Annotated in this window: 16 protein-coding genes; 8 read left to right on the plus strand and 8 right to left on the minus strand. The window is 68.4% G+C overall.

Annotation, left to right across the window (positions count from 1 at the left end; translation table 11 throughout):
- Window positions 1-17 precede the first annotated feature (17 nt).
- Both dnaG and rpoD read left to right on the plus strand, forming a co-directional pair.
- Entirely contained in the window at window positions 18-1826 is a 1809-nt protein-coding gene (gene dnaG, locus FBR43_RS08445; RefSeq protein ID WP_136942741.1) for a DNA primase, read from the plus strand.
- Window positions 1827-1961: 135 nt separating this feature from the next.
- Entirely contained in the window at window positions 1962-3992 is a 2031-nt protein-coding gene (gene rpoD, locus FBR43_RS08450; protein ID WP_136942742.1) for an RNA polymerase sigma factor RpoD, read from the plus strand.
- Window positions 3993-4074: 82 nt separating this feature from the next.
- Here rpoD and FBR43_RS08455 read toward each other — a convergent pair whose 3' ends face one another.
- Window positions 4075-5805, minus strand: coding sequence for a YadA C-terminal domain-containing protein (locus FBR43_RS08455; protein ID WP_136942743.1), 1731 nt, complete (start codon window positions 5803-5805; stop codon window positions 4075-4077).
- A 234-nt stretch (window positions 5806-6039) separates the two neighbouring features.
- Here FBR43_RS08455 and FBR43_RS16155 point away from each other — a divergent pair, with 234 nt between their 5' ends.
- From FBR43_RS16155 to FBR43_RS08470, 4 genes are all read left to right on the plus strand, one after another.
- Window positions 6040-6195, plus strand: a complete 156-nt coding sequence (locus FBR43_RS16155) for a hypothetical protein (RefSeq protein WP_169542551.1) — start codon at window positions 6040-6042, stop codon at window positions 6193-6195.
- A complete protein-coding gene (locus FBR43_RS08460; protein ID WP_136942744.1) occupies window positions 6174-6929 on the plus strand; it encodes a nitrogen regulation protein NR(II) in 756 nt (251 codons plus the stop codon). The genes FBR43_RS16155 and FBR43_RS08460 overlap by 22 nt, the downstream gene beginning before the upstream one ends.
- A gap of 115 nt (window positions 6930-7044) precedes the next feature.
- Window positions 7045-7710 (plus strand): DUF6975 family protein, encoded by a 666-nt coding sequence (locus FBR43_RS08465; protein WP_136942745.1) that lies wholly within the window; start codon window positions 7045-7047, stop codon window positions 7708-7710.
- Between the two features lie 69 nt (window positions 7711-7779).
- Window positions 7780-8622, plus strand: coding sequence for an AAA family ATPase (locus tag FBR43_RS08470; protein ID WP_136944101.1), 843 nt, complete (start codon window positions 7780-7782; stop codon window positions 8620-8622).
- Window positions 8623-8753: 131 nt separating this feature from the next.
- On the opposite strand, the gene FBR43_RS08475 is transcribed toward FBR43_RS08470, so the two are convergent.
- The 3 genes from FBR43_RS08475 to recR are packed head-to-tail and all read right to left on the minus strand — an operon-like array spanning window position 8754 to window position 11369.
- A complete protein-coding gene (locus FBR43_RS08475) occupies window positions 8754-10160 on the minus strand; it encodes a DNA recombination protein RmuC (protein WP_136942746.1) in 1407 nt (468 codons plus the stop codon).
- Window positions 10161-10213: 53 nt separating this feature from the next.
- Window positions 10214-10741, minus strand: coding sequence for a peptide deformylase (def, locus tag FBR43_RS08480; RefSeq protein WP_136942747.1), 528 nt, complete (start codon window positions 10739-10741; stop codon window positions 10214-10216).
- Between the two features lie 31 nt (window positions 10742-10772).
- Window positions 10773-11369, minus strand: coding sequence for a recombination mediator RecR (recR, locus tag FBR43_RS08485; RefSeq protein ID WP_136942748.1), 597 nt, complete (start codon window positions 11367-11369; stop codon window positions 10773-10775).
- 54 nt (window positions 11370-11423) lie between these two features.
- On the opposite strand from recR, the gene fmt reads away from it, so the two are divergent.
- Entirely contained in the window at window positions 11424-12320 is an 897-nt protein-coding gene (gene fmt / locus FBR43_RS08490; protein WP_136942749.1) for a methionyl-tRNA formyltransferase, read from the plus strand.
- Window positions 12317-13063, plus strand: coding sequence for a tRNA pseudouridine(38-40) synthase TruA (gene truA / locus FBR43_RS08495; RefSeq protein WP_136942750.1), 747 nt, complete (start codon window positions 12317-12319; stop codon window positions 13061-13063). The genes fmt and truA overlap by 4 nt, the downstream gene beginning before the upstream one ends.
- Here the strand turns inward: truA and FBR43_RS08500 are convergent.
- Genes FBR43_RS08500 through ilvD form a run of 4 tightly spaced genes read right to left on the minus strand, consistent with a single transcriptional unit; the run spans window position 13055 to window position 17706 of the window.
- Window positions 13055-14248 carry a class I SAM-dependent RNA methyltransferase gene (locus FBR43_RS08500; RefSeq protein WP_136942751.1) on the minus strand — a complete coding sequence of 398 codons (1194 nt, stop codon included), beginning with the start codon at window positions 14246-14248 and terminating at the stop codon, window positions 13055-13057. The two genes, truA and FBR43_RS08500, sit on opposite strands and share 9 nt — an antisense overlap.
- Entirely contained in the window at window positions 14239-15615 is a 1377-nt protein-coding gene (locus tag FBR43_RS08505; RefSeq protein ID WP_317128320.1) for an NAD(P)H-hydrate dehydratase, read from the minus strand. The genes FBR43_RS08500 and FBR43_RS08505 overlap by 10 nt, the downstream gene beginning before the upstream one ends.
- Window positions 15612-16004, minus strand: a complete 393-nt coding sequence (locus FBR43_RS08510; RefSeq protein WP_249276511.1) for a hypothetical protein — start codon at window positions 16002-16004, stop codon at window positions 15612-15614. The genes FBR43_RS08505 and FBR43_RS08510 overlap by 4 nt, the downstream gene beginning before the upstream one ends.
- A complete protein-coding gene (gene ilvD / locus FBR43_RS08515) occupies window positions 15985-17706 on the minus strand; it encodes a dihydroxy-acid dehydratase (RefSeq protein ID WP_136942752.1) in 1722 nt (573 codons plus the stop codon). The genes FBR43_RS08510 and ilvD overlap by 20 nt, the downstream gene beginning before the upstream one ends.
- Window positions 17707-17710 lie beyond the last annotated feature (4 nt).

Raw genomic sequence — 17710 nt, forward strand, 5'->3', positions numbered from 1 at the left:
GTGCTAGACGCCGAATCGTGAGTCTGCCCCCCGCCTTTCTCGACGAGCTGCGCGCGCGCACGACGCTGTCGGCGCTGGTGGGACGCAGCGTGAAGCTCCAGCGCGCAGGCCGCGAGTTCAAGGCGTGCTGCCCGTTCCACAACGAGAAGTCGCCGAGCTTCTACGTCAACGACGACAAGGGCTTCTACCATTGCTTCGGCTGCGGCGCGCATGGCGATGCCATTCGCTGGATGACCGAGCAGCAGGGCCTGCCGTTCATCGATGCGGTGAAGGAACTGGCGCAGGCAGCCGGGCTCGACATGCCCGAGCGCGACGCGCGCGCGACCCAGCGTGCCGAGCGTGCGCGCTCGCTGCACGATGCGATGGCGGCGGCGGCGGCGTGGTACGAAAGCCAGCTCTGGGGCATCGACGGTGCCGAGGCGCGCGCGATGCTCGAGCGGCGCGGCGTGCGCGAGGAGACGGCGCGCGCCTTCGGCATGGGCTTCGCGCCCGACAGTCGCGGCCGGCTGCGCCAGGCGCTGGCCGAGTTCGGCGATGCGATGCTGATCGAATGCGGGCTGCTGATCCAGGTCGAGGGCAAGGAACCCTATGACCGTTTTCGTGGCCGCCTGATGATCCCCATCCGCGACGTACGCGGGCGCGTGATCGCCTTTGGCGGACGCATCATCGGCGCGGGCGAGCCCAAGTATCTCAACTCGCCCGACACGCCGTTGTTCGACAAGGGCCGCACGCTCTACAATGTCGAGCGCGCGAGCGCGGCGGCGCGCAAGGTCGGGCAGGTCATCGTCGTCGAAGGCTATATGGACGTGATCGCGCTCGCGCAGGCGGGCTGCGCCGAGGCGGTGGCGCCGCTCGGCACCGCACTCACCGAGATGCAGCTCGAGCGGCTGTGGCGCATGGCCGACGTGCCCGTCCTCTGTTTCGACGGCGACGCTGCTGGGCAGAAGGCCGCGATCCGCGCGGCCGAGCGCGCGCTGCCGATGCTTGCGCCGGGCAAGCGGATCGAGATCGCGACATTGCCCGCCGGGCTCGATCCCGACGACATCGTCGGTGCGGGCGGCGCCAAGGCGTTCCGCAGCGTGCTGAAACGCGCGCGCAGCCTCGACGATTTCATCTGGACGAGCGAATTCGCCGCGCTGCCGCCACAGGCCGGACCCGACGAGCGCGCCGCGCTGCTGCACCGGCTCGACAAGGCGGCCGAGACGATCGGCGATCCCATCCTGCGCCAGCAATATCGCAGCGCCTTTCGCGAGCGCTTCTACGGCGTGTTCGGCAGCCGTGCGCAGCGCATGTCGGTGGTGCAGGCCGCCGCCGGACCGGTGGTGCAGGAGGAGCGGCGCGGGTTGCAGTTCACGCTGCACCGCGCGGTGCTGCTTGGGCTGATGCGCTATCCCGAGGTGCTGGTCGAGCGGGTCGAGGACGTGTCGGCGCTACAGATCGTCCACCGCAAGCTGCGCCAATGGCGTGACATGCTCGTCGAACAGGCGCTGCAATGGCCGACGGCGGACGTGATCGAGATCACGCACGAGATGCTCTCGAACGAGTTCGGCCTTGAGATCGAGAAGCGCTGCTTCGGCAAGGATCTGGCGTTTAGCTTCTATTTCGCGCGCACCGATGCGACCGAGCCCGCCGACGACCTGCGCCGCCTGATCGAGTTGCTGCTCGAGGAGCATGAGACGCGCCGCGCGGTGGCGCTTCGCAATGCCGATGCGGCACGCGACCTGAGCGAGGCCAGCCTTACGGCGCAGCGTCAGGCGATTTTCCGCAACAACGACACGCATCAGGCGCTGGCCGACTGGGTCGAGCGATATCGTACCGCCGCTTGATCGCTGTGGCGAAACCCCCATATCGCCACGACAATCGTGGAGCGACGCGCTCATGCGAGTTGCAAAATCCATATTGGCAGGCATGAAGCGGCGCATTCCCTGTATAATGCGTCATCGGGTAATCGAGGGCAGTTGATGGCGAAGGCGAACATGGCGGACGTTGCCGAGGCGAGTGAAACGGGCGACGCGCCGCTGATCGATCTCAACGAAGGGTCGATCAAGAAGCTGGTCGCCCGCGCCAAGAAGCGCGGCTACATCACCGTGGACCAGCTCAACGAGATGCTGCCGCAGGACCAGATGTCGTCCGAGCAGATCGAGGACGTGATGTCGGCGCTCAACGACATGGGCGTCAACGTCGTCGAGAACGAGGAAGCCGGCGAAGACAGCGAGGCCGAGGACGATACGCCCGACGAGGTCGAGGGTGCCGACAATCAGGATGGCTCGGCCCCCGCCTTCGAGGCACCCAAGAAGAAGGAAACGGTCGACCGCACCGACGATCCGGTGCGAATGTATCTGCGCGAGATGGGCGCAGTCGAGCTGCTGAGCCGCGAGGGCGAGATCGCCATCGCCAAGCGCATCGAGGCCGGCCGCGACACGATGATCTTCGGCCTGTGCGAATCGCCGATCACCTTCAATGCGATCATCGGCTGGTCGACCGCGCTCAACGAAGGCACGATGCAGCTGCGCGAGATCCTCGATCTCGACGCCATGCTCTCGAAGGACCCCGCCCCCGAATCGCTTTCGGACGACGAGGATGGCGACGGCGAGATTTCGGAAAAGAATGCCGGCCCCTCGTTCAAGGACGAGGACGAGCCCGAGGAAGCGTCGAACGACGACGACGAGGATTCGATGACCGAACGGCGCACGCCGCGCCCGTCGGACGACGAGGAGGAGGACAATACCCTCAGCCTCGCGCAGATGGAGGAAACGCTCAAGCCGCAGGCGCTCGAGAAGTTCGCCAACATCACCACGATCTACAAGAAGTTCGCCAAGGTCCAGCAGAACCGGCTCGATGCGATGGGCGCGGGCGGCGAGCTTTCGGCCGCCGACGAACGCAAGTACCAGAAGCTGCGCGAGGAGCTGACCGCCGAGGTCGAGAGCGTGCAGTTCCACCAGGCGAAGATCGAGTATCTCGTCGACCAGCTCTACAGCTTCAATCGCCGGCTGACCGCGCTTGGCGGCCAGATGCTGCGCCTCGCCGAACGCCACAAGGTCAATCGCAAGTCGTTCCTCGACAGCTATGTCGATCACGAACTCGACGAGAACTGGCTTGAATCGGTCAAAGGGCTCGACAAGAAGTGGAAGGCGTTCGCCGAGAACGAAGTCGACGCCGTCGATCGCATCCGCTCCGAGATCGCCGAGATCGCGCAGGCCACAGGCATGGCGCTCGGCGAGTTCCGGCGCATCGTCAACATGGTCCAGAAGGGCGAGCGCGAGGCGCGCATCGCCAAGAAGGAAATGGTCGAGGCGAACCTGCGCCTCGTCATCTCGATCGCCAAGAAATACACCAATCGCGGGTTGCAGTTTCTCGACCTGATCCAGGAAGGCAATATCGGCCTGATGAAGGCGGTCGACAAGTTCGAGTATCGCCGCGGCTACAAGTTCTCGACCTATGCGACATGGTGGATCCGGCAGGCGATCACGCGCTCGATCGCCGACCAGGCGCGCACGATCCGCATTCCGGTGCACATGATCGAGACGATTAACAAGCTGGTGCGCACCAGCCGCCAGTTCCTGCACGAGCAGGGCCGCGAACCGACGCCCGAGGAAATGGCCGAGCGCCTCTCGATGCCGCTCGAAAAGGTCCGCAAGGTGATGAAGATCGCCAAGGAGCCGATCAGCCTCGAAACGCCGATCGGCGACGAGGAGGATTCGCACCTCGGCGATTTCATCGAGGACAAGAACGCGATCATTCCGGTGGATGCCGCTATTCAGGCGAACCTCAAGGAGACCGTCACGCGCGTACTGGCATCGCTCACGCCGCGTGAGGAGCGCGTGCTGCGCATGCGCTTCGGCATCGGTATGAACACCGACCACACGCTCGAGGAAGTCGGCCAGCAATTCTCGGTCACGCGTGAGCGTATCCGCCAGATCGAGGCGAAGGCGCTCCGGAAGCTCAAGCATCCGTCGCGCAGCCGCAAGATGCGCTCGTTCCTCGATCAGTAGATCATCGTTCGACCGGGCACCTTCAAAAATGAAAACGTCGCGCGGTGCGATCCGCGCGGCGTTTTCGCGGTCGGTCCACCGATCAGAAGTGGAAGCCCACGCCCGCATTATAGGTGACTTCGCCGCGCCGCGTATCGACGGCGGCGCCGGCGCGGAACACAGTGGGCTTGTCGCTTTCGGTGGCTTTCGACACGCCGAGCGCGAGCGCGACCTCGCCGCCATGGCCGCCGATGCTGGCACCGGCCATCCCGCGTCCGGGCAGGAAGCTCTGCGGCAGGCCTGACAGCGCAGCGCCATTGGCAGCGAGCGCATTCATGTCGGCTGCAAGCAGGCGGTTGTTCTCGCGCAGCAGCGTGGCCGTGGCGCCCATCGCCTGCCCGAATGCGTCGGCGATGCGGCCATCGGTATAGGCGGTTGCGGCGGCCAGCGTGTCGGCAGCGCTCGCGGCGACCTGCCCGACGGTCGCCGCATCGCTGCTAGCGATGCCCGGGGCGATGCCGCTCAGCCGCCGGGCGCCCGCGGTGCCGCTGAAGTCGACGCTGTCGCCGCCATTGGCGCTCGCTACCGTGATGACCGCGCCCTGACCTTGCTGTCGCACCAGCCCTGCGGCGCCGCGTTCGATATCGGCGCGCAATGCCGTGCCCGCTGCGGCTGCCTCGTCGGCGCTGCCCTGCGCCGCAGCAATGCGTCGGTCATGTGCCGCGAGCGTCGCGTCCTGCGATGCATTGACCGCACGCTCGCGCGCGACGTCGGTCTGCAACGTGCCGATCGCCTCGGTGTTCGCGATCGTGCGCGTATCGAGTGCGGCGAGCGCGGCGACGCTGGCGCCCAGCCCGTTCTCGATCGTCGCGACGCGCCCGTCGAGCGCGCCGATGGCGCTGTCATGACCGTCGAGGCGTGTTTCGGCCATGTCGGCGCGATCCTCGAGCGTGGCGATGCGCGTGTTATGGCCGGCACTCGTCGCTGCGAGCGTGACCAGCGTGTCGCCCTGCTGCGTCACCCGCGCGTCGATCTGCGTCACCCGCGCATCGACCAGCGTCGTGCCGCCACCCGCGCCGATCCGCGCGTCAAGTTCGAGGATCGCCTGCGTGTTCGCCGCCACCCGGCCGCCCAGCCCCGCCACGTCACCGTCGAGCCGTGCGATCGCGCCTGCCTGACCATCGACCGTTCCGCGAAGATCGGCTAGGTTCTCTGCCTGCACGCCAAGCGTCGCCTCGACGCCGTCGATCCGGCGCCCCTGCCCCGCTACGATCGTTGCCAGCGCCGCGCCATCGCCGCGCAGGCCATCGACATCGGCGGCGAGCCGGGCCACACCGCCATTGAGCACACCGATATCGGCGTCGATCCGCGCGAGCGCGCCATCATGCTCGCCGAGCCGCCGGTCCTGCGTGTCGAGGCGCAGCACTGCTGCCCCCAGCCCCGTTTCGACCGTGCCGATCGCCCCCGCCTGGCGCGCAAGATCGGCATCGATGCGCACGAGAGCCTCACCATTTGCCGCGATCCCGGCCGAGGCTTGCGCGGTGAGTTGCACCTGCGCATCGAGATCGGCGCGGACCGCTGCGACTGCCTGCACATTGCCGCGTACCACGGTATCGATCGCCGTGACGTTGGCGCCCAGCGCACGCAGCAGCGCGGCCTGATCGGCGACCTGCCCGTCGATCACGGTGATACGCTCGCCCTGCAAGGTAACGCGCGTATCGAGGTCGAGCAGGCGCGCATCGATATCGATCGAGATGAGCTGTGCATGGGCGGGCATCGCGCAGAACAGCGCGGCCGGCGCTGCGGCATAACGGAGCAAGGGAGAGATCGGCATATCGGCATCCTGAGGTTCGAGTGATGCCAGTATCGCGCGACGCCCTGTCGATGGCGCGGCGCGGTCGTTCGCTCCGGTCGTGCGATTTGCGCAACGCGGGGCACCCGTGGACCGAGGAGATTTGTGCAAAGCTTGCTCCGGTACGGAGGCGATATTCGCTCGGGCGCGTACTTCTGCTCCACTCTGGCGGCATCGCCTTGCCAGCGCGGCGCGTGTCTCGGCACGATGGCGCCCATGAACGCGCCGCTCGTGGATCCGCATCCCGATGCCTGCGTCACCGCATCCGATCTGGTGCGTCGGTTCGGCACCTGGCAGGAGCGCGCGCTCGCACGGCCCGTGTTCGTCATGCGGCGCGGACGACCGGGCTGGTGCTCACCTCGTTCGACCTGATGACGCGGCTGTGCGCCCCCGCCCCCGAACGCGACGCGGGCGACCAGATGCTGCTGCTCGATTCGCTGCGCGAGCCGGTCCTTGCAATCGATACCGCAGGCATCGTGACGGCGGCCAACCGCGCCGCGCGTATCGCCTTCGCCGTCGGCGAGCATGGTATCGGCCAGTCGATCTACGCCGTGCTCTCCGATGTGATCGGCCGCTTCATCCTCGACCTTGCCGAGCGCGCACGCCGTACGGGAACTGCCGAGCACAGTGAGTTCGCGATCGGCGACCGGCAATATCTGGTCACGCTGCTTCCGCATGCCGAAGGTGCGCTGCTGGTGGCCGACGATGCGACCGCCGATACGCGCGCCGATGCGATCGCCGCCTCGCACTCGGCACTCGAACGCGCGATCGAGGCTTCGGGTACGATCGCGACCGCGCGGCTCAACCTGCGCGGCTACATCGCCGACGCCGCACCGACGCTCGCGACGCTGACGGGCACGACCGAACAGGCGCTGCGTTCGGTGCGCTTCGTCACGCTGTTCGACGTGGGCGCGCGCGTGCGCGTGGGCGATGCCATCGAACAGGCGATCGGCGAAGCACGCACCGTTGTCGTCGACGCCCGCCTCCAGCGCGCACGCGGTCCGGCGCTCGACGTGCAGCTGACGCTTGCCGCCGAGCGCGAGCGTTTCAGCGTCGCTGCGCTGCGCCTCGTCATCGTTCCGCTAAGATCCGACCAATCGACGTGAACGCGCCATCAACCCTGTCTTTACGTGTCTTCGTATAGACCGGGCGCCATAGGTTTGCGGTCAGCACCGCAACGCGTGGTGCCGGCTTGGCCCAGGATCAGGGGATTGCGCCATCATGGCTGCGGAAACGGTGCGAATCACGGGTGGGTCGGGCATATCGGGTGCGTTGTTCGCGCTCGTCGATGCCGATGGCTCGGGTAGCCATGCGCATCTCAAGCGACTGACCGCACCCCATGCCGGACTGCGCGACGTCGCCGATGCGCTGCACATCGCGTGCATGCTGCACGGGCGTCATCCCGGCATCATCGACCATGCGATCACCCACACCCCGGTAGAGGGCGCCGCCGAATGGCTGGCCGATGCCAGCGCGGCATTCGCGCGCGAGCGCCAGCGGCTCGCCGCGCTCGTGGCCGCCGCCGGTCCGCTGCCGAGCACACCCGGCCAGGCCGAGAGCGAGGCGGCGGTAAGCGCGCAGCGTCATGCACTCGATACGCTCGGCCAGTCCGACCGGCTGGGTTGCGCATTCGGCGCGGCGGTAGCGCTGATGCTCGACTGGCACGCCATCCGCGCGATCCTCGACAGCGCGGCCGACCGGCTGGGCCTCTATGCCGACCCCGCACGCCTGCCGCCGCCCTTCGAGACCGCCGTCGCGCTCGATGCGCTGGCCACGGCGCCCGGCATCGAACGCGCGACGATGTTCGGTGCGCAGCAGTTGCTGGCGCAGCAGCGCGGGCTGTGGGACCTGCTCGAAGCACGCGCCGAGGCGCGCGCCGCCGTCTGACCGCACGGGTTGCGCGTAGCGGCGGCTTGCCCCTATCGCGGTGCCGGCAGGCACGATGCGAGGATGGCGATGCGGTTCGAAGGCACCAGCGACTATGTGGCGACCGATGATCTGAAGGTCGCGGTCAACGCCGCCGTCACGCTCAGGCGGCCGCTGCTGGTGAAGGGCGAGCCCGGCACCGGCAAGACCGTGCTGGCACACGAGATCGCGCGCGCGGTGGGCGCGCCGCTGATCGAATGGAACGTCAAGTCGACCACCAAGGCACAGCAGGGGCTGTACGAATATGATGCGGTGGCGCGGCTGCGCGACGGCCAGCTCGGCGACCCGCGCGTCCACGAAATCTCGAACTATATCCGTCGTGGCAAATTGTGGGAGGCGTTCACCGCCCCCGAACTGCCGGTGCTGCTGATCGACGAGATCGACAAGGCCGATATCGAGTTTCCCAACGACCTGTTGCAGGAGCTCGATCGCATGGAGTTCCACGTCTACGAGACGGGTGAGACGGTGAAGGCCGCCGAGCGCCCGATCGTGGTCATCACCTCGAACAACGAGAAGGATCTGCCCGACGCGTTCCTGCGCCGCTGCTTCTTCCACTATATCGCCTTCCCCGACCGCGAGACGATGCAGGCGATCGTCGACGTGCATTTCCCCGGCATCCAGAAGCTGCTGGTGTCGAAGGCGATGGACATCTTCTATTCGCTGCGCGAGGTGCCGGGGCTGAAGAAGAAGCCCTCGACCAGCGAGCTGATCGACTGGCTCAAACTGCTGCTGCACGAGGACATGCCGCTCGACGTGCTGCAATCGCGCGACCCGTCAAAGGCCATTCCGCCGCTGCACGGCGCGCTGCTCAAGAACGAGCAGGACGTGATGCTGTTCGAACGGCTGGCGTTCATGACACGGCGGGGGGGCTGATTACGCCGGTGGGCTGGTGTTCACCGCCGCCGAATACCGGCATTTTCGTTCGTGCTGAGCCTGTCGACGCACTGTCTTCCCACCCGAGGCAAAGAGCAGCCCTTCGACAACCTCAGGGCGAACGGATGCGGTTACTCCGCCGCTTCCGACTGCGGCTCGGCAAGCGCCGGAGCATCGGCCGACAGTTTCGACAGCGGCCGCGGCGTGCTCTCGACCATCGGCAGCGGATCGATCGACTTCTGGCCGGTGTCGACGTTCATCGCCTCGAACCGCTTGGCCTGCGTCATCACCTGGCTTTCGATTGAGCCGACAAAGGCGTTGTACGCGACGTTCGCGGTTTCGAGGTTCTTGCCCAGTTTCGCGATATGCCCGCCCATCGTGGCGATGCGTGCATGCAGTTCACGGCCGATATCGGCGATCTGCCGCGCCTCGCCCGCCAGCTTCTCCTGCCGCCAGACCGCCGCCACGGTGCGTGCGATGGCGATGAGGTTGGTCGGCGTGGCGATCAGCACGCGGCGGTCAAAGGCATAGTCCCACAATTCGGGTGCATGCTCCATCGCCGCCGAGACGAAATGCTCGCCGGGCACGAACATGATGACGAACTCGGGCGTGTTGTCGAACTGCGACTGATAGGCCTTACTGCCGAGCGCAGTGACATGCGCCTTCATCGAGGCGACATGCGCGCTCAGATGCTTGGCGCGCTCGCCCTCGTCGAGCGCGGCATAGGCGTCCTGATAGGCGTTGAGCGAGACCTTTGCGTCGATCACGAGCAGCGAATTGCCTGGCACGCGGATCGTGGCGTCAGGCCGCAGCCGGCCGCCTTCGGCCTCGACCGACACTTCCATATGGAAATCGGTATGCTCGGCCAACCCGCAGGTCTCGAGCACGTTGCGCAACTGCTGCTCGCCCCAGCGACCGCGCGCCTTGGGTGCGGCGCGCAATGCGTTGACCAGCCGCGCCGCCTCGCTCTTGACCGATTCCTGGCCAATGCGCATCGCGTCCATCAGGCCCTTAAGCGTCCCATAGGCCTCGGTGCGTTCCTTCTCGATCGTCGCGACGTTCGATTCGTAGCGCTTGAGCGTCTGCTCGACGGGGGCGAGCAGCGCTTTGATCTTCATCTCGTTGGTTTCGCCCGCCTGATGAAAGCGCTCGTCGGCGCGCTTGAGGAACGCCTGCTGCGCCTCGCCGAGCAGGCCGGCGGCGGCATCGCGGAACTGGCGCGTCATTTCCTCGCGCGCGGCGCGGAACTCGTCGAGCCGCTCGCGGCTGGCCGCCTCGCGCTCCTTGACCTGCGCATAGGCGAGCCGCGCCTCGTCGCGCTCGAGCCGCAGCTGGTCGGCGGTTTCCATCAGGGAAGATACGCGGCCCGCGCGATCGGTCGCGAGCGCCAGATCGGCGATCGCCTGCTTGAAATCGGCCTCGCGCGCGTCACGCTCCTCGCGCACCGCCTCGACTCCGCGATTGCCCAGAAACCAGCCCAGCACCGCGCCCACCACCAGGGCGGCGACGACGAGAAGGATGGCGAAAACGGGATCCATGGGCACGCACTCCGGTGAACGAAGCGCGAACCTAACGTCCTAGACGCGCAGCCTCAAGCCGCAGCCTTGCGCGCCTTGGCCAGTTTGCGGAGCACCATGTCGCGTTTGAGGCGCGAGAGATGATCGGTGAACAGGATGCCGTTCAGATGATCCATCTCGTGCTGGAGGCAGGTGGCCATCAGCCCGTCGAACCATTGTTCGTGCGTGGCGCCCTCCAGATCGAGCCAGCGCGCCCGGCAGCGATCGGGGCGCTCGACCTCGGCGAACTGCTCGGGAATCGAAAGACAGCCTTCCTGATAGCAGCGCAGCTCGGGCGATACCTCGACGATCTCGGGGTTGATGAAGGCGTGCGGGTTGCGCACCGGCTTGCCTTCCTCGTCCTCGGTTTCCTGAAGGTCGATCACCAGAATGCGCTGCGGCACTGCGACCTGGATGGCCGCAAGGCCGATGCCGGGCGCGTCGTACATCGTCTCGAACATGTCGGCCACGAGCTGACGTACGCCGTCGTCGATCGTCGCGACGGGGTCGGACACCAGCTTGAGACGCGGGTCGGGAATCTCGATGATCGGAAGAATGGCCATCGGCGGAAATTAAGGTCGGGCCGCCCGCCGGTCAAGCAACGGGGCGGCGTGCGCGCAGCGCCTGCGCCAGCGTTCCCTCGTCGAGATAATCGAGCTCGCCGCCCACCGGCAGCCCGTGCGCTAGCTGCGTGACGCGGACGGGAAAACGCTCGATCCGCTCGGCTAGGTAATGCGCGGTCGTCTGCCCCTCGAGCGTGGCGTTCATCGCCAGCACCACCTCGTCGACCCCGCCCGCCTCGATCCGCCGCAGCAGCGCGTCGATCGCCAGATCTTCGGGCCGCACGCCTTCCAGCGCCGAGAGGCGACCGCCGAGCACATGGAAGCGCCCCGGAAACAGCCGCGCACGATCGAGCGCCCACAGATCGGCGACTTCCTCGACCACGCACAGCGAGCGCGCGTCGCGGCGCGGATCGGTGCAGATCGCGCACGGGTCGGTGGTATCGACATTGCCGCAGATGCCGCAGGTTGCGAGCCGTTCCTCGACCGCCGCAAGCGCGCGCAGCAGCGGCGCGAGCGCGGTTTCGCGCCGCTTGATGAGGTGCAGCACCGCGCGCCGCGCCGATCGCGGCCCAAGCCCGGGCAGCCGGGACAGCGCCTGCGTCAGCGCGTCGATTTCGGGAGAAGCCATCGCCTCGCTAGATAGGGGGTTGCGCCGCGCTCTGCCAAGCGTTTGAGAAGGCCGATGCGGATCGTCTTCATGGGAACGCCGGCCTTCGCGCTGCCGACGCTCGACGCGCTGGTCGCGGCGGGGCACGACGTCGTGGCGGCGTACAGCCAGCCGCCGCGGCGGGCCGGGCGCGGCAAGGCGCTCACGCTTTCGCCGGTGCAGGCGCGTGCCGAGGCGCTCGGCATCGCGGTGCATACGCCGTGCACGCTGCGCGATGCCGATGCGCAGGCAGAGTTCGCCGCGCATGACGCCGATGTCGCGGTGGTCGCCGCCTATGGCCTCATCCTGCCGCCGCCGGTGCTGGCGGCGCCGCGGCTCGGCTGCCTCAACGTCCACGGATCGCTGCTGCCGCGCTGGCGCGGCGCGGCGCCGATTCAGCGCGCGATCCTGGCGGGCGATGCCGAGACGGGGGTAGGCATCATGCAGATGGAAGCGGGGCTCGACACCGGGCCGGTACGGCTCGAAGGCCGCACGCCGGTTGACGGCAAGACGGCGGGCGAACTCACCGAAGAACTGGCAGCCATGGGCGCCGCGCTGATGGTGCGGGTGCTCGCCGATCCCGATCGCTATCCGCCGGTCGCGCAGGCAACCGAGGGCGTCACGCACGCCGCCAAGATCGACAAGGCCGAGGCAAGGCTCAATTTCACACAGTCCGCGCATTCGGCCGAGCGGCAGGTGCGGGCGTTCAATCCGGCGCCGGGTGCCTTTTTCGAAGCGCGCGGCGAGCGCATCAAGCTGCTCGCGGCCGAGGTCGATGCGGGCGGCGCTGCGGCGGGCGCGATCATGCCGCATCCGCGAGGCTTTGCCATCGGATGTGCCGATGGTTTGTTGGTGCCAACGCTCGTCCAGCGCCCGGGCCGCGCCGCCATGACGCCGGCCGAGCTGCTGCGCGGCTTCGATCTGCTGGCATGACGCGGTACGCGCTGACGATCGAGTATGACGGCCGCCCCTTCATGGGCTGGCAGCGCCAGGCGCATGGACCGAGCGTGCAGCAGGCGATCGAGGAGGCCGCAGGCGCGATCACCGGCGAGGCTGTGACGGTCCATGCCGCAGGACGTACCGACGCAGGCGTGCATGCGCTGGCGATGCGCGCGCATTGCGACATCGCCAAGCCGCTCGGCGCCTTCCGCCTGATGGAAGGCCTCAACGCGCTGCTTCGCCCGCGGCCGATCGCGATCCTCGCCTGCGAGGAAGTGCCCGGCGACTGGCACGCGCGCTTCAGCTGCACCGCGCGACATTACGAATACCGCATTCGCAACCGCCGTGCGCCGTTGACGCTCGAGGCGGGGCGGGCATGGCGGCTGGCGATGGACCTCGACGCCGATGCGATGGCCGAAGGCGCGCGGCACCTGCTCGGGCGACACGACTTCACCACCTTCCGTTCGGCGCATTGCCAGGCCGACAGCCCGGTACGCACGCTCGACCGGCTCGATGTGGTACGCGAGGGCGACCTGATCCGCGTGTTCGCATCGGCGCGGTCGTTCCTGCACCATCAGGTGCGCTCCATGGTTGGATGCCTCGCCTTTGTGGGAGCGGGGCGCTGGCGGCCCGAGCGGATCGCCGAAGCGCGCGACGCACGCGACCGCGCCGCGCTGGCGCAGAACGCCCCGCCCGATGGCCTCTACTTCACCGGTGCCGACTATCGCTCAGCGTGAAAAGGCCGCGACCAGCTCGACATGCGTCGACCAGCGGAACTGGCCGACGGGCTGCACACAATCGAGCCGGTATCCACCTTCGCAGATCGTCTTGGCATCGCGCGCGAAGCTGCTGGGATTGCACGAGACATAGGCGATGCGCGGCACGCTCGCGCCAGCGAGCTCGCCGGCCTGCTCGCGCGCGCCGGCACGCGGCGGATCGAGGATGATCGCACCGAAGCGATCGAGTTCGGCCACCGTCAGCGGCCGCCGGAACAGATCGCGATGCTCGGTGAAGATCGGGCGTTGCACGGCATTGGCAGCTGCCTGCAACGCCAACACCGCCTCGCGCGCGCCTTCGGCGGCATAGACCTTGCCGGGCAGCGCGAACGCAAAGGTACCGAGGCCAGCGAACAGATCGGCAATCGCCGGCGCATCGCCAACCGCCTCGCGCACGCCGGCGATCAGCGCGGCCTCGCCATCGGCGGTTGCCTGCAGGAACGCGCCGGCGGGCATCGGCACCGCGACGCCGCCCAGCGTGATCGTCACCGGCTCGGGCTGCCAGCGCGCTTCGGCACCATAGCTGTCGTCGATCGAAAGGCGCGCGAGCCGGTGGCGCTGGGCGAAGGCGGTGAGCGCCTCGGTCGCGGCAAGGCCTTCGCCGAGCCGGCCGTGCAACACCACGTCGACGCCTTGGTCTACGAGCGCCAGATGCACGTCGATCCGCCCCGATTGCGGCAGCTGCGCCGCGAGCAGGCCGCGCAGCGGCGACAGGAGCGCGAAGAGCTCGGACGCGAGAACCCAGCATTCGTCGAGGTCGATCAGATGATGGCTCTGCGCCTGCGTGAAGCCGAGATGCACCTGACGCCCGCGCCGCTCGGCATGAAGCGTCGCGCGCCGGCGCGTGCGTGGTGGCGACAGATAGGGCGCGCGGATCGACGCGTCGAGCCCCTGCCCCTTCAACGCCCCCTCGACGCGATCGACGAGGTAGCGCGCATAGGCCGCGTCATCGAGATGCTGGAGCTGGCAGCCGCCGCATTGCGGATAGTGGCGGCATGGGGCCACTTGGCGATGCGGCCCCGGCATCAGGCTGCCGTCACCGAACACGCGGTCGCCCGGGGCGGCAAGCGGCACATGCCGCCCGCTCTGCGTCACGCCCTCGCCGCGCGCGGCGACGCGGACGATCGGGTCTTCGTCTATCGGCATTCGGCGATCGCCTGCGGGACATGCATCGGCAGGTCATCGGCTACCAGCGCCGCGCCGGCAAGCCCCGCCGCGCGCTGGTGCAGCCACACCGCCTCGCACGCGGCACGCATCGGCGCGTGCGTGACCGCCAGTCGTGCCGCCACCAGCCCGGCGAGCACATCGCCCGTGCCCGCGGTGGAGAGCCAGGATGGCGGATTGGCGACGATGACATTTCCTTCGGGATCGGCGATCACCGTATCGGCGCCCTTGTGGATCACCACCGCGCCGCTGGCACGCGCCGCGGCGACCGTTCGCGCGATCTTCGGTGCGTCGCCGGCCCCGAACAAGGCATCGAACTCGCCGCCATGCGGCGTCAGGATCGTCGGGCTGCGCCGGGCGGCGAGCGCAGCGATCGATATCAGCGCCAGCGCGTCACCATCGAGCACCAGCGGCAAATCGCTCGCCAGCGCCTGCGCGCAAGCTGCTCGAGCCGCCGCGTCGCGGCCAAGCCCCGGACCGATCAGCAACGCACTGGTCCGAACATCGGCGATCGTGTCGCTGCGCGCGTCGGGCTCACGGTGGACGATGGCGTCGAGCGGCGTCCTGCGATCGTCGCTCGCCAGCACGACATAGCCCGCCCCGCCCCGCGCGGCGGCGGCAGCCGCAAGCCGTGCGGCCCCGCCCATCGCGCCGCCAATCACGCAGACCAATCCGCGCGAATATTTATGCTCGGCTGCCGCAGGTGGATTGATGCGTGGCCGCGCGATGGTGCGTGCGCTGCTGGAAACGTCGATGCCGATCGGGTCGAGCAGCACATGCCCGCATCTGGACGCAGCCTCACCCGCCACATGCGCGAACTTGAGCGAGCCGAGCGCCAGCGTGACATCGGCGCGGATCGCATCTCCCAAGGCCGCGCCGCGATCGGCGTCGATGCCCGATGGCAGGTCGATCGACAGGATGAACGCATCCTCACAGAGACGGGCGGCGGCCTCGCCGTCGAAGGCGCGCGACATGCCGGTGCCGAACAGGCCGTCGATCACGAAGGGTCGCGGCGGGGCGTCGGCGAGCGATGTGACCGGCCCAGCCCAGCGCGCGCGCATCGCGGCTGCGGCGCCCGCGCGGGGCTCACCCAGCGCCGCGACGCGCACGTCACAGCCCGCCGCCCGCAACAGACACGCCGCGCCATAGGCATCACCGCCATTGTTGCCCGGCCCCGCAAGCACGAGGATCGGCCGGCCGGCGGCGAATCGCGCCGCTTCGCGGGCCACCGCGTGTGCGGCGCGTTCCATCAGATCTGCGGGCACGATGCCGCGCGCCGCGCAGGCCGCCTCCGCCGCCGCCATTTGCGCGGCCGACAGGATGGGGGCGCCGGCGGGCAGCCGCCTCACGAGCGCGTGATCGTTTCCGGCAGGCGGAAGCGCGCGCCGCCGATCGCCACTTCGATCAGGCCATCGGCCACGGTTCGAACCTCGGCGCGCTCGGCGCCGTCGGCTGGCACGAGCCCCCCGTCGCGCGTCACGCGCATGCGGCGGAATCCGCCATCGGGAAGCTGCAACGTCAGCACCATGCCTTCGGCATCGAGCGTGCGATCGAGCGAGCAGGCGCGCGCGAAGCCGTCGGCGCCCTCGGGCGCGCACAGGATACGGCCGTCATCCTCGGCGGCAACGGCCACCTGTTCCTCGACGTTCTCGATGACGGGCGGCGGCGCAGGCGCCTTCTCGCAACCGCCAAGCAGGAGCGATGCGAAGACGGCGAGACTAGATATCCGCATAGACATGGGTTTCGGCACTCGCTCCGGGATGCGTTACCGCGCCCTTGTAGGCGGGGCCCACCGTCTTCGCATAGCGCCAGAGCGCACCCGAGCCATAGTCGTTGGTGCGCGCAACCCAGCGCGCGCGCCGCTCGGCCAGTACGTCTGCCGGCACATCCAGGTCGATCGTGCCGGCCTCGGCGTCGATCGCGATCGTGTCGCCGTCCTCGACGAGCGCGATCGGTCCGCCATCGGCAGCCTCGGGGCCGACATGGCCGATGCAGAAGCCGCGCGTGCCGCCCGAGAAGCGCCCATCGGTGATGAGCGCCACCTTCTCGCCCAGCCCCAGGCCATAGAGCGCCGCGGTGGTCGACAGCATCTCGCGCATGCCCGGCCCGCCTTTCGGCCCTTCATAGCGGATGACGATGACCGATCCCTCGGCGATATCGCGCGCCTCGACGGCGGCGAAGGCGTCCTCCTCGCAATCGAAGCAGCGCGCGGTGCCGGTGAACTGGAGGCGCGCCATGCCCGCCACCTTCACGATCGCGCCATCGGGCGCCAGGCTGCCGCGCAGACCGACGACGCCGCCCGTCGGCGTGATCGGCGCCTTGACGTCATAGATGACCTTCTGATCGGGATTCCATGTCACGGCGTCGATATTCTCGCCGAGCGTGCGGCCCGTCACGGTCATGCAATCGCCGTCGAGCAGACCGCCGGCGAGCATCGTCTTCATCAGCATGTAGACGCCGCCCGCTTCGTGCATGTCCCTGGCGACATAGCGGCCGCCAGGCTTGAGATCGGCGAGGTAGGGTGTCGACTTGAAGGCTTCGGCGACGTCGAACAGATCGAAATCGATGCCCGCCTCGCTTGCCATCGCGGGCAGATGCAGCGCGGCGTTGGTCGATCCGCCGGTCGCAGCCACCACGCGCGCAGCGTTGACGAAGGCAGCGCGCGTGGCGATGTCGCGCGGGCGCAGGTTGCGCGCCACCAGCTCCATCACCTGCTCGCCCGCCGCAACCGCGATCTCCTCGCGGCTGCGATAGGGTGCCGGCACCATGTTCGAATTGGGCAGCGACAGCCCGATCGCCTCGCCAACGCAGGCCATGGTGTTGGCGGTGAACTGGCCGCCGCACGCGCCATGGCCGGGGCATGCGACCTTCTCGAGTGCGGTCAGCTCGTGCAGCGGGCAGTTGCCTGCGGCATAGCGCCCCACCGCCTCGAACACGTCGACCACGGTTACGTCGCGTTCCTCGAACCGGCCGGGCAGGATCGACCCGCCATAGACGAAGATGCCCGGCACGTTGAGCCGCAGCATCGCCATCATCATGCCGGGCAGCGACTTGTCGCAGCCGGCGAAGCCCAGGAACGCGTCATAGCAATGGCCGCGCATCGAAAGCTCGATCGAATCGGCGATCACCTCGCGGCTGACGAGCGACGCCTTCATGCCCTGATGGCCCATCGCGATGCCGTCGGTCACGGTGATGGTGTTGAAGCGCCGCGGCATCCCCCCGCCCGCCTCGACACCGGCACGCGCGGCATCGGCCTGCATGTCGAGCGTGGTGTTGCAAGGCGCACTGTCGTTGCCCGCGCTGGCGATGCCCACGAAGGGGCGCGCGATCGCTTCCTCCTCAAGCCCCATCGCATAATAATAGCTGCGGTGCGGCGCACGCTCGGGGCCGACGGATACGTGGCGGCTCGGGAGGCGCGCCTTATCGAAACGGTTGGTCATGGCG

Source organism: Sphingomonas baiyangensis, from assembly GCF_005144715.1.
In the GTDB taxonomy this organism is placed as follows: Bacteria; Pseudomonadota; Alphaproteobacteria; order Sphingomonadales; family Sphingomonadaceae; genus Sphingomonas; species Sphingomonas baiyangensis.